This window comes from Sunxiuqinia sp. A32 (assembly GCF_052690465.1).
In genome coordinates this window covers 17,654-29,586 of the sequence record NZ_JBQYLI010000010.1, presented here as the reverse complement: position 1 = coordinate 29,586, position 11,933 = coordinate 17,654, and the positions used below count along the sequence as shown (strand labels likewise).

The 11,933-nt window shown below is 36.4% G+C and carries 12 protein-coding genes and 1 tRNA gene; 7 read left to right on the top strand and 6 right to left on the bottom strand.

Features of this window, described 5'->3' with window-relative positions:
* Window positions 1-22: 22 nt before the first annotated feature.
* From ACUNWD_RS11625 to ACUNWD_RS11610, 4 genes are all read left to right on the top strand, one after another.
* Window positions 23-96, top strand: a tRNA-Ile gene (locus ACUNWD_RS11625).
* Window positions 97-210: 114 nt separating this feature from the next.
* Window positions 211-837, top strand: coding sequence for a phage integrase SAM-like domain and Arm DNA-binding domain-containing protein (locus tag ACUNWD_RS11620; RefSeq protein ID WP_445587978.1), 627 nt, complete (start codon window positions 211-213; stop codon window positions 835-837).
* Complete coding sequence (locus ACUNWD_RS11615; RefSeq protein WP_445588120.1) at window positions 771-1,181, top strand: tyrosine-type recombinase/integrase; 411 nt, start codon at window positions 771-773, stop codon at window positions 1,179-1,181. The genes ACUNWD_RS11620 and ACUNWD_RS11615 overlap by 67 nt, the downstream gene beginning before the upstream one ends.
* Window positions 1,182-1,552: 371 nt before the next feature.
* Window positions 1,553-3,535 carry a fibrobacter succinogenes major paralogous domain-containing protein gene (locus ACUNWD_RS11610; protein ID WP_445587977.1) on the top strand — a complete coding sequence of 661 codons (1,983 nt, stop codon included), beginning with the start codon at window positions 1,553-1,555 and terminating at the stop codon, window positions 3,533-3,535.
* 302 nt (window positions 3,536-3,837) lie between these two features.
* On the opposite strand, the gene ACUNWD_RS11605 is transcribed toward ACUNWD_RS11610, so the two are convergent.
* A complete protein-coding gene (locus ACUNWD_RS11605; RefSeq protein ID WP_445587976.1) occupies window positions 3,838-4,683 on the bottom strand; it encodes a DUF4382 domain-containing protein in 846 nt (281 codons plus the stop codon).
* A gap of 258 nt (window positions 4,684-4,941) precedes the next feature.
* Window positions 4,942-5,295, bottom strand: coding sequence for a hypothetical protein (locus ACUNWD_RS11600; RefSeq protein WP_445587975.1), 354 nt, complete (start codon window positions 5,293-5,295; stop codon window positions 4,942-4,944).
* Window positions 5,296-6,072: 777 nt separating this feature from the next.
* Between ACUNWD_RS11600 and ACUNWD_RS11595 the strand changes: the two genes are divergently transcribed.
* Both ACUNWD_RS11595 and ACUNWD_RS11590 read left to right on the top strand, forming a co-directional pair.
* On the top strand, window positions 6,073-6,423 hold the full coding sequence (locus tag ACUNWD_RS11595) for a DUF4260 domain-containing protein (protein WP_445588119.1): 351 nt from the start codon (window positions 6,073-6,075) through the stop codon (window positions 6,421-6,423).
* Window positions 6,424-6,475: 52 nt separating this feature from the next.
* Window positions 6,476-7,147: a DUF4386 domain-containing protein gene (locus tag ACUNWD_RS11590; RefSeq protein WP_445587974.1), complete on the top strand. Its 672-nt coding sequence runs from the start codon at window positions 6,476-6,478 to the stop codon at window positions 7,145-7,147.
* Window positions 7,148-7,189: 42 nt separating this feature from the next.
* Here ACUNWD_RS11590 and ACUNWD_RS11585 read toward each other — a convergent pair whose 3' ends face one another.
* The 4 genes from ACUNWD_RS11585 to ACUNWD_RS11570 are packed head-to-tail and all read right to left on the bottom strand — an operon-like array spanning window position 7,190 to window position 10,802.
* A complete protein-coding gene (locus ACUNWD_RS11585) occupies window positions 7,190-7,882 on the bottom strand; it encodes a vitamin B12 dependent-methionine synthase activation domain-containing protein (RefSeq protein WP_445587973.1) in 693 nt (230 codons plus the stop codon).
* Complete coding sequence (locus tag ACUNWD_RS11580; protein ID WP_445587972.1) at window positions 7,879-8,772, bottom strand: CobW family GTP-binding protein; 894 nt, start codon at window positions 8,770-8,772, stop codon at window positions 7,879-7,881. Before ACUNWD_RS11580 ends, ACUNWD_RS11585 begins: the two co-directional genes overlap by 4 nt.
* Complete coding sequence (locus ACUNWD_RS11575) at window positions 8,772-10,118, bottom strand: uroporphyrinogen decarboxylase family protein (RefSeq protein ID WP_445587971.1); 1,347 nt, start codon at window positions 10,116-10,118, stop codon at window positions 8,772-8,774. The genes ACUNWD_RS11580 and ACUNWD_RS11575 overlap by 1 nt, the downstream gene beginning before the upstream one ends.
* A 15-nt stretch (window positions 10,119-10,133) precedes the next feature.
* Complete coding sequence (locus ACUNWD_RS11570) at window positions 10,134-10,802, bottom strand: cobalamin B12-binding domain-containing protein (protein ID WP_445587970.1); 669 nt, start codon at window positions 10,800-10,802, stop codon at window positions 10,134-10,136.
* Window positions 10,803-10,942: 140 nt separating this feature from the next.
* On the opposite strand from ACUNWD_RS11570, the gene ACUNWD_RS11565 reads away from it, so the two are divergent.
* On the top strand, window positions 10,943-11,806 hold the full coding sequence (locus ACUNWD_RS11565; RefSeq protein ID WP_445587969.1) for a helix-turn-helix domain-containing protein: 864 nt from the start codon (window positions 10,943-10,945) through the stop codon (window positions 11,804-11,806).
* Window positions 11,807-11,933 lie beyond the last annotated feature (127 nt).

Sequence of the window (11,933 nt, the reverse complement as noted above, 5' to 3'; positions counted from 1 at the left end):
AGTATTTAGAATTAAATATTTAGGGCCTATAGCTCAGTTGGTTAGAGCACCTGACTCATAATCAGGTGGTCCCTGGTTCAAGCCCAGGTGGGCCCACTTCATTATCAAGCAGTTACATTAATTTGTAACTGCTTTTTTTATGCAAAAATCTCCGTTTTTCGTGCATTTTACCCCTTGTATGTAAACCAAGATGTAAACCAAAATTACATCATGAATGCATCAATCTCTGTAGTCCTGTATCGCTCTAAAACACTAGCTAATGGAGAGAATCCCTTAATGGTTCAAATCTCTAAAAATGGAAGGAGAAAATACCAAAGTTTGGGCGTTTCTGTAAACCAAAAGTTCTGGGACTTCAAAAAGAACCGCCCAAAACCTGATTGTCCTAATGGTGAATATATACAGCAAATCATTTTTAACAAGGTCTCAGAACTCCAAAAGCAAGTCTTGAACTTTAGTGTGGAAGAAAAGGAGTTTACCGCTGGAAATCTGTTAAAAGGAAAGATTCAGAAAGTTATTGAGTCAAAAGTTGAAGAATTCTTTTATGAACTAATAAAGCAGTTTGAAAATGCTGGAAAGGTTGGTAGTAAGAGGATTCATAGAGAAACTTTAAATTCAATACGGACATTTTCAAGGGGAAATATGAACTTCACTTTTTCTGATATTGATTTGGAGTGGCTAGTTCGTTATGAAAAATGGCAATTGTCAAATAACAATAAGCCTACTACTATTGGGTTGAGATTTCGCACATTGAGAAGTGTTTATAATAGGCGATCAAATACAATATATCAGGTAAAAAAGGGAAAAAGGTTTCTGTTATATTCATTTCTGATGCTGTAAAAATCGTTGAAAAATATAGCTATAGGACAACGCAAAAGGGTTATTTATTTCCTATACTGGATAAAAGGAGACATTTAACTGCACAACAAAAGCATAATAGAATTCGTAAAGTGTTAGGCAATACAGATAGGGCGTTAAAACAAATCGCCAAACTTGCTAAAATTAACATGAATTTATCTACTTATGTCGCCAGACATTCATTTGCTACCATTCTTAAAAACTCAGGTATAAACTTTGCCCTTATTAGTGAGGCACTTGGACATTCAGAATTATCAAAGACTCAAATCTATCTGGATTCCATTGAAAACTCACAAGTAAATGAAGCAATGAAACATTTATTGTGAATAAATTATCCGTCTTAAATATAATATTTGAGGCGGATAGTATGCTTTTATGTTATTATAAGCAATTTTTTTTGTCTAGGTGGCATTGTTAGCTTAAACATACAAAGTTGTTCTCAACTTCAAATCAAGCGACTAATTCCCTCATTGATTATTGGTTAATTGTCTCGTTAGCTATTATGACGGTCAGGAGTAAAAGCTAATAAACTTTCTTAAGTTGTAACACATTACGTGGCAAAGAAATTGACATTTGTTCGATATATTATTAGCTTGCAACAGTTTTTTAATTAACAAAAAAGAACTCTGGATGAATATTAAACCCAATATGTAATGTTGGGGTTTTGTCTGATCATTAATAAATGTTATAATAAACTATGATCCTAAGTAAATCAAAATTAAGAATCTTTTTTACCATTGTATTAATATTTAGTGTATTTGTAAGTTGTAATAAAGACTCTATCACAGAAGAAGATTCTATTTCAGAAGAAGCTCCTGTCACAGAAGATGAGCAAGTTCAGATTAAAAAAGAAATTCTGATAGATAAAATCTCAGAATTTATGCCAGCATCAATAGTGAATGATATTAATGCACACCTAGAAAAAGTTAGTGGTTCCATGAATAATTACTCAGAGTATATTGATTCTTGTGAGCAAGACTTGGACTTTTTAATAAGTACAATTGAAGCTAATTATTCTTTGAGTGAATTTACTGATGCATTAAATAATGTATTAGAAAATCAAACATCTCTGAAAAATGCTAGTTATCAGTCGTATGAGCGATTAGGCTACGCTAAATCTGTCGAAGTTGATCCAGGAGTCTCTGGTAGCTTTGGTGCTATATTATATGGTGAATTACATGCTTTAGGAGGTGGTGGAATTAAGATTATTTATGATTTTGTAAATCTGGATAAAGAAGTGTATTACTATACTCTTAGCTCAGGGGGTTATTCATTAGGTCTAGGGTTGGCTGCAAAGTTAGAAGCGAGCATTGGATTTACAGGTGTAAATGAACTTTTGGCAGGTATTCCGTATCATCAACCTGGGGCAGGTCTAAATAAATTTGAAGGACCAACAAAGGGGCATACCTATTCAATTAGTGGGGCATTGAGAATTTTATTAGGAGCTGATGTCGATTTAGGAATAGGAATTAGTAACGAAGCTTATAGTGATAAATCTCTCCCTCTTGCTAAAGACATGGCTCAAATCAACAATGGTATAACTAGTTATAGTTTTGTATATGGTGGTTCTCTTAGTGCTGATCTTGGTGGAGAATTTAGATTAGCATACAGTTCTGATCAAATTGGAACAATTTCTTATGGATTTGAACCTTCTTATAAAACTTTTCACAGTGATCGTTTTAGAGCAGGGTTGCGAATGGCAAATGAATTACTTAGCAGTTCTCCAATGGAATCAGTAATGCCTGCATCTATGGGGGCTGACCTAGAGGCTGCTGCATTAGCTATTATTTATGGGAATAAGATTTTTTCACTTGGTGATGTAACTACCCCATCTGTAGCTACAATATCAGTGGATGAAGTTACAACCGTTGGTTGTAATGTAAATGGACTTGTGGCAAGAGATGGTGCGTCTTCAATTACTTCTCAAGGTTTTGTGTGGAGTGCTTCAGAAGATCCAACTTTAGAAAACAATGTTGGATATATAGAAAGCAGTAATATTGGCATGGCAGAATATGAATGTAAAATTTCAGGACTACAACCAAATCAACTTTTTTATATAAGAGCATATGCAACAAATGAGGAAGGGACAATATATGGGGAATCAATATGGTTTAGGACTAATACAGATAGTGAAAGTTTTATTGATCCTCGTGATGGCAATCCTTATAAAACAATACAAATTGGAGATCAGGTATGGATGGCAGAGAATTTGGCTGACGATATTGGTGATGGTTGTTGGACATTTGATAGTATAGAAAGTTATGTAGAGACTTATGGTAGATTGTATACATTGGAAGCTGCTATCCGTGCTTGTCCTGATGGATGGCATTTACCATCGGATGCAGAATGGAAACAATTAGAAATATTTATTGGTATGAGTCAAAGTGAAGCAGATAATACAGGCTTTCGTGGGACCGATGAAGGATCTAAATTAAAAGCAACAAGTGGATGGGGGCCTGATAGCAATGGTACAGATGATTATGGGTTTTCAGGTCTTCCTGCTGGCAATTTATATTACCCTGGTAGTTTTGCAAATTTTGAGAAGGTTGGTTACTGGTGGTCTTCAACAAAAATTAATTTTTCTAGTGCTTATGTAAGGGGGCTAACACGTATCAGCACTATATCACGAAGGGAAATGTATATTGAAGATGGCAATTCTGTTCGTTATGTTAAAAACTAACCTTTGATTAGAATTTAATACAATAAAATGAGCAACTAACACAACGAAACATAAAAGAATCCTCATCAAATGATGGGGTTCTCTTATATGTTAACTTGTCCTGTTTCTTATAAAAATTAGCTATCGAATTTATTTTAAAATATAAAAGCAGAAAGTGTAATACTTCTGCTTTTATAATTGATCCCCCCAGAATTAAAACTTTGAAAAGGACAATATTAAATAAAGAATTTAGTTATTAACCTTTTAACCCTGAGGGGATAATTCGGGGAAGAATATTAAATCTAATTCAAATTTTATAGAAGTTATTCAGTGGCTTGCAGATCAAAATCCACTAAAGTTGAACCGCCAGCAACTACATTTACTCCTATTATTGTTAGAGACGTGTAGCCTTCTAAATCAATGGTCAAATAGTAAGAGCCTTCAAGCAATCCTACAGCCTTATAATTTCCATCAACATCAGAGAAAGATGATGTGACGAGGCTATCTTCTTCTGCTTCAACAGGCAACCATACTTTAACTAAAGCGTTTTCTAGTGGAGTTTCTGCAATGTCAGTTACATTTCCTTCAATACGGCCAGCAATACCTAAATTAACTGCACGTACTACCGGCTTAAAGTTAAATCCACTAACACTTCCATTTATTACACTTCCTTTAACAACAAATGATTTGCTTACATCAAAATCAAGCAACGCATCTGCGGTTTGCCCATCAGTAATTTTAATTGATGGTTGTAATTTTATTTTTAGTCCGCTGGATGCTCCACTTGGGACTGTAAGATTAAAATCAGTATCATCAGTTAGTACTACACTTGCTTCCACAATATGTAAACGAATCATATCATATGCGCCAGCTTCCAATTCTGATGAAGCAAGTAACTCTGTAATTCCATTGGATAATTGAAGCAGATCAATTTCCATTTCCTCTTCAGAGAGCACTATAAATGAAGCTTCTGTAGTGTCACTTTCTTGTTTTTTTATGTCAATACGATCAATTGTTACAATCGTTTTAGATACTAATTCAATTGGGAATGGTGCATCAGTCAATAAAACATTCAATTGTCCTGTACCTCCCGAATTATCTTTATTACAGGAAACAAAAGTGAATGCGGAAATAACAACAATACATAGAGTCAGTTTTAACCTTTTCACAGTCATTTGTTTATTTGAAAATATAATTATGTATTCACAACGTTTCTAATTATATGCTTTCAAAAACAGATACCCTACTTGAAAAGAGCTTTTTTTTTCAGATAATTTGATGCGAAATTCTCAAGTTAATCATAGTTGTGTGCTCAATCCATTGATTGTTAGATTGGTTGGTGGAATTTAAAAATCAGTTGAAGATGGGATACTTGCTAAAGTAGCGCCATTAATTGTGAAACGAATAGGCGATTTAGTTGAAGGAGACTAGTTCTGGCTTTTTAAATTACTCAAAACTGCAGCGGCAACAAGCACATGAGCAGTAGAGCCGCTGGTCATAATCTGTTCAGGTAAGGCGCCTTTTTCTGTCCATATTGAGCCGGTTCCAGTCGGTCCTTGCCAACTACCTCCATAATATCCATCATTTGTAATATCTTGCGATGCTATAGATCTGGCCGTTGAAAGAAGAAGGTTATCATTTGAAGCAGCAAGCGAAGGATCAGCGACTATTTCTTTGGCAAAATCACTCATAAAAGCACCCTCTGTCCATGCATCACGATCATTCTGGTAAATACCGTTGTTATCATACGCAACAGAAATAACAAGTGAAGTTTTCTTCACACGATTTAGATAAGTTTCATCATTTGTGATCTCATATAGCCGTTTCGAAATTACGCACATTGCTTGATTCCCTGCAAGAAACGAAACACTTTGTGCCTCATTGATTAATCCCGGTAAAGATGAAATTTATTATGAAAACAGTGGGAGTTAAGAAACAAAGCTACCCTGAAAACGTGGAATGATTTATATGTCTGGTTGCTTTTTTAAGAACAACGCAAATGGAATGGTCAATATGAAATAAATTCAATTAGTTATGCATTAAACCCAGGTGTGTCCGCATTTTTCGCAAACTGTTGGTTTACGTCCAGCGAGTAAAGACAACAAACCAAGTGGGAAAAATAGAATTGAGACGATAATCTGTATAATGTAAAAACCGCCTTGTTTTGTTAAGTGTCCACATTTAATACACGAAATTCTTTTTTGTCTTCCAAGCAATGATACTAGAATAACTGCTGGAATTAGCAATATGACTAGTATGATGATAATTTCTTGAGGCCCGAACATACTTAGTAAAACCATAATTAATATTGTCTTTGTTAGTCATGCAATATAGTAAAATATGCCGTGCAAAACATAATAATGATGGCTATTATTGAATTTAATTCTCTTCATCAATAAACGGGAAACTTACGCTGTCTATAGTTGTCGATTATTTCCAGTTGGTTTCTTCTCAATTATCGTGAATCAATTAAATCCATCAAACAAATCCATGCGTTATCCTGTTGCTATAATTCAAAGTTATTTCATAATTGCGTAATTATCAGGAGTGTGGATCTAATGTTAAAAATTGAAGAGGCAGGCATGTTCATTTTAGCTTTCTATTTGAGTATTCTGCTGGGGTATACTTGGTGGGTGTTTGTTCTGTTTTTATTGGTACCAGATATCAGCATGATCGGATACCTGTTTGGGAATAAGGCAGGAGCGAATATTTACAGCTTTTTTCACCAGAAATCTTTAGCTGTACTTGTTGGCATTGTTGGTTATGTAGTTGACATACCCGAACTTACTTTTTCCGGAATTATTCTTTTTGGACACAGTTCGTTCGACAGATTAACGGGATATGGTTTAAAGTATTCTAAAGGATTTAATTATACTCACCTCGGAGCTATTAGGAAAAACAAACAATAAATATTAATTATTAGCAATAAGTATCATGAAATCAATCCAATCTAACAGCTTAATGAAAACAAATGCACGAACTGCCGGAGTGCTTTATTTGATAATAATACTCACTGGTTTGTTTAGTGAAATGTTTGTTCGTTCAACAATCATAGTTTCTGGCGATGCCACTGCAACTGCCGGAAATATCCTGTCTAATTCGTTCTTATTTCGAATCGGGTTTCTTAGTGACCTGATTATGGTGATGAGCGATGTGGGAGTTGCTTTACTTTTATACCTGGTTTTAAAACCGGTTAATCAAGGGCTTTCTATGTTAGCAGCTTTTTTCAGACTAGCACAGGCCACGGTTCTCGGAATCAATTTGCTCAACTATTTTATGCCAATTTTGCTTCTAAGTGCCGGCAATCAATTCAGTACATTTTCTCCGGATCAAATCAATGAATTGACTCTTTTGTTCTTAAATGCGCACTCCTATGGCTATTTGATTAGCGGCGTGTTTTTTGGAATTAGTTGTGTCATTCTCGGACATTTGATTTACAAAGCGGAATATTTCCCAAAGTGGTTGGGAGTTTTAGTTTTAGCAGCTGGGATTAGTTATCTAATCGATTGTCTGGTTAATTTTCTTTTCCCGGAACTTGCCTCAACCAGTGAAATATTGGTCGTTACGGTTGCGGTAGTTTCAGAATTATCCCTTTGCCTGTTCTTACTGATAAAAGGAGTAAAGGATAATTAGCTGGGGCGAGTGGGCTGATTTTATCGTTCGACTAATTGCCTTTTACCGGGTGCTTACATTTCGGTAAATACAATTTTGAAGATTGCAGAGAGAACATTGATAGTCACGAAACTTCACATTTTGACCGATACCAATAATACCACTGACTGATTTTACAGGAGTCATTAAATATGAGGGGGTCAGGCTAACTCCGCCAGTTGATCCGTTGAATAAGGAAAACAGGTTTGGCTGGTCGGATACATTCCAGTGGCAGTAGCCGGGGCTGTAACGATTTGTAATTTTATCACCTGTTTGGTTCACTTCTTCTTTTATAATATGCTGAATTTTATCGGCAACGGCTTCGGCGATCACACTTCCTAAAACGTCGTAAACATAGCCAAAAACAGGATCTTCTCCCTTCATGAGTTCTGCAGATTTTTTACTGATTGTTTGCCCCGCAGTACAAATGAAGAACGCTAGTTTTGTAGCTCCGGTCAATTCTTTGCAGATTGTTTTTCCAACTTTAAAAACCACATCATTGGCAACGATTGATTTTTCAGAACCTTTTATCTCACATTGGTTGGCAAGATAATACGAGCCATGAATGTCGTCCAGATTTTTGCAATCATCCAAAGCTTGATGCAAATAGCTTAAGAATGGTTCAGGCAAATCCTGAGACTCATAACCAAGCACCTGATTTACCTCAGATAAATCAATGGTAAGTTCATCAAAACGGAAATTATTAGTGTAGATCATTTTCTGCAATATTCTTCGTATAAGATCTGTATGTTTTCTTTTTGTTTAAAGTTGCCAATCATAACAAATTCAGTTGGTCCCGAAATGTTTGAAACTTCTTCAATATTAAAAGAACCAAAAACTCCCTGAAGAAAAACAGTTTTGTTATCATCTAATATGATAAAGCCCTTTGCTCGAATACTTTCATGGCAAGTTAAGAATTTCATTAAGTTTTTCCTGCTTATTTTCCAGCTACTTCGGATAACAACTGATTCAATATCAGGTCTGCCCATTGATTTCTCATTATTAGCTGGAAATAAATTCAAAGCTTTCTTTTTGTTTGTTAACTCAACCTGTCCGTATTGGGCTTGTACGATTCCGGCAAAGGGATTGTATTCTTTAATTTCTGTGATAATGGTATCGATTGGAGTTTCTGCCAAATCAATCTTATTAATGATAATGGTATCAGCGCTGCGAAGTTGATGTTGAAATCGTTGTTTCAATGAAGGTATTCGATTATAGTTTTGTGCATCTACAAGGCACCATGTATGTTCCAAATACACTTTACCTTTGAGCTTTTCAGCTTGAAATACCTGCCCAACTCCAATGGTGTCTGATAAACCGGAGGTTTCCATAAGCAAAACATCCGGTTTTACATTTTCAATAAATGTTGAAAGTGAATCAATGAATGAACCCAATAGGCAAACGCAAAATACCGATCCATTATTAATCTCAAGGATATCGTATTCATTGGTCTGTAAAAGTTTTCTCCCGTCAATATTGACCGGAGAAAACTCATTTTGTATAATCGCTATCTTACCAGTGTTGTTAATGCCTTTGAGGAAATGAGTTAAAAAAGAAGATTTACCACTTCCCAAAAAACCAGTAACAAGATGTATGGGTATGCTCATTAACTTTGTGCTTTTTCAATTGCTGCAATTATCTCAGATTTTGGAGGAATTTGGCTAATGAATTCAACTTTCCCGTTGATGCAGGTTGTTGGCACATTTTGAACACCCAAAGCCATCATCATCCGAATGCCATCCACATCTTTAATCTTGTGCTCATTTACAATTACCTTTTTCCCGAAATCAGATGAAGCCTGTTGAACAGCTTCTACCATGTATTGGCACGGAGCACATGATGCTGAATCAAGAGTGATAATATCGATGATCACTTTCCCGTCTTCAAAGTGCCCGTCCAGACTAAGCGGTTGGAGCGATGAGGTGTGTTCCATCTCCCGGGTTACTTGTTGAGCATACTCATCGTACACTAATTCCGTAACTGCCTGAAGATTTTCTACGGGAGTGTCCATTGGTAGGTCACAACCTGGAGCAAGAATAAATCCTTTTTTGCCACCGAGATCCAAACAATTTACAGCTTCCTTTTTTGAATCAAGTTCGTTGCCAAGAAGCAGAACACTGGTTAGTTTCAGGTTTCCACCGAAGCTAATTCCTTTTTGAAGCGCGATATCTTTTACAAAGTCCAATGGAATATTTTCATCAATTGAAATATTATCCGGTTTGCAATCGCACATCACTTCAATATTTTGCTGCGCATGGCCACAAACAAAGAATGAACTGTATTTTCGTTTTAAACGGACGAAATCAAAAATCTTTTTCGCATATGGGCTCACAAAAGTTTCGAAGGACATTGGATCAATCTGGCTGGTCATTGGGTCCACAACGGCAATAACATCGCATCCTGCGTCAATTAACATTTCAGAAAATTTCACACCGAAATCAGCACAGAAGTCCATCAATTCTCCAACATATTCAGGATCTTCAAATAGCTTCATAAAAATATCAGTACCCAACAAGTGAAGAGCCAGCGTAAATGGTCCTGTGATTAAGCCGTACAGCGCAATGTCAGGATACTTTTGGCGCAATATTTTTGTTGCTTCAAGAACCGTTGGGAATCTGCCGTCATTCTCGGTTGGCAGTGAAAGTGATTTGAGTTCTACGCCATTTGCCAATGGATGCGAAATTACGGCTGGAGGATTTTCTTTACTCCAGGCCAATTTACAACCCAGTATTTCGGCTTCAATCTGCAAATCAAAAGCTACCGGAATCCCATCAGGTTTGTAAAGTTCAATTGCTTTTGAAATTCCATCAACGATGATTTTCGAATCCTTAAGATATGCTTCAGCATCTACATCCATCAATTTACCACCGTGCACTCCTACAAATGGAACCCAGGGACTCCTTTCAACTTCTTCTAATCGTAATGCACGTTCAATTAACTTTAAACCTTTCATTGAGATCTTTTTGGGTTATGCAATTTTAGCGTTTAAAAATTCTACTACTCCTTGTGGGTCGGGTGAATAATTATCAGCACCAATCTTTAGGCAGAAATCATCATTAACAGGAGCACCGCCCACCGTAACCAAAGTGCCAGGGAATGCTGCTTTAATATCTTGCGTGATTTTCCCCATATTCACCATGGTTGTTGTTAATAATGCAGAAAGGCCAACCACTGCACCTGGGTTTTCTTTTAGGGCTTCCAGATATTTTTCTGCACTCACGTCGGTGCCAAGATCAATTACCTTGTATCCATTTCCTTCCACCATCATGGCAACCAGGTTTTTACCAATGTCGTGCAAATCTCCTAACACGGTGCCAACGATAAACGTTCCTTTTTGCTTGGCTTCGCCAGATGCAAAGAATGGTTTAAGGTGTATCATGGAGGTGCTCATCGCTTTCGCAGACATTAATACTTGCGGTACGAAAACTTTATTTTCGCGGAATTTCACACCCACTTTTTCCATGCCTGGCATTAATCCGTTGGTTAAGATTTCTTGTGCCTTTACACCACCGTCCAATAACTGGCGGGTAATTTCGTCAGCTCCATCTTGTCCTTTCATTTGAGGTGGAAAGGGTGAAGCTTTATTAATTTTTCCAAATTCTATGCATTCGGCTAATTGATTTAATAACTCGTTCATAACATTCAGATTTAGTTTTATTTGCAAATCTATGGCCAAAATTAAAGTCAAAAAATAGTGTTTTTTTAGAAAAAGATGGAAAATATTACTTTTATTTGATGAAGTATCAATCTTGCTCATGAATAAAAGGAAACGAAAGTATGTTGGTTAAGAAGCGATTTTCAAAAATTCCAACCTTTGTGAATGAAGCCCAAAAGATGGATCCGTTGACGGCGGATCTTTATTTGTGTGAGACTTCGGAACTACTATTTGGAAAAAAAACGGCTTGGAAACCTGATGGGCAGTTGCAAAACCATATACTAATCTATTGTACAAAGGGAGAGGCAGAATTGATACTAGCTGCTGATCATGTTATCTTGCGACAAGAGCAATATTGTATCATTCCAAAAGGCTTCACATTTGAAATGATAACCCGTCAGATTGAGCCTTCCGTTTTCATTACCTGTCAGTTTAACGGTTCGAAAAGCAATATTCTTGAGCAAGATTTTACTGTTGTTCGTGATCTGGTCCCTTCTATTAGTAACCGGGTGGCTAATCGGAAAATGCTTTTTGATGAGATATTCAGTAACCTCTCGAGAGGCTACCTGAATGCGAATATGCATTATATCAATTTTACGTTTGCCCACTTGCTGGCCACTTTTGTATTTGCCTCCAAAACAAGTGAAGATATTGAAGTTGAGGAAAACCCGGTGATTCAGCAGACCATTCGATTTATGGAGCAAAATATTGATAAAAAGCTTTCCTTGAAAGAAATAGCTGATGAAGTGGGATATTCGTTTACTTATCTTTCAACCATCTTTCGAAAAGAAACCAACTACAGCCCATTGAGTTATTTTTCTCATTTAAAGATTACCAAGTCGTGTGAATACCTCGATCAAACCAAACTGAAAATTAAGCAAATTGCCTTTATGCTTGGATACAGCGACCCGTACTATTTCTCCAAAGACTTTCAAAAGAAAATGGGGGTTTCTCCGCGGAATTACCGGAATCGAATGAAAGGGTGAGGTAGAACTTCTGTGCAGTTTATCCTTCCCATAATGCAACTTGTCCGTTTTTTCGGTTAAATTAATCGCCTTAAGGTTTCCTTTGGATAAACCTTTAAAAAACTGATTGACCTCAGGGCGAAGCTAT

Excerpts from the sequence above, each read along its gene's own strand:
- ACUNWD_RS11620 (WP_445587978.1), top strand. The coding sequence starts at position 211 with ATGAATGCATCAATCTCTGTAGTCCTGTATCGCTCTAAAACACTAGCT.
- ACUNWD_RS11590 (WP_445587974.1), top strand. The coding sequence starts at position 6,476 with ATGAAAACAAATGCACGAACTGCCGGAGTGCTTTATTTGATAATAATA.
- ACUNWD_RS11595 (WP_445588119.1), top strand. The coding sequence starts at position 6,073 with ATGTTAAAAATTGAAGAGGCAGGCATGTTCATTTTAGCTTTCTATTTG.
- ACUNWD_RS11565 (WP_445587969.1), top strand. The coding sequence starts at position 10,943 with ATGTTGGTTAAGAAGCGATTTTCAAAAATTCCAACCTTTGTGAATGAA.
- ACUNWD_RS11585 (WP_445587973.1), bottom strand. The coding sequence starts at position 7,882 with ATGATCTACACTAATAATTTCCGTTTTGATGAACTTACCATTGATTTA.
- ACUNWD_RS11580 (WP_445587972.1), bottom strand. The coding sequence starts at position 8,772 with ATGAGCATACCCATACATCTTGTTACTGGTTTTTTGGGAAGTGGTAAA.
- ACUNWD_RS11610 (WP_445587977.1), top strand. The coding sequence starts at position 1,553 with ATGATCCTAAGTAAATCAAAATTAAGAATCTTTTTTACCATTGTATTA.
- ACUNWD_RS11570 (WP_445587970.1), bottom strand. The coding sequence starts at position 10,802 with ATGAACGAGTTATTAAATCAATTAGCCGAATGCATAGAATTTGGAAAA.
- ACUNWD_RS11575 (WP_445587971.1), bottom strand. The coding sequence starts at position 10,118 with ATGAAAGGTTTAAAGTTAATTGAACGTGCATTACGATTAGAAGAAGTT.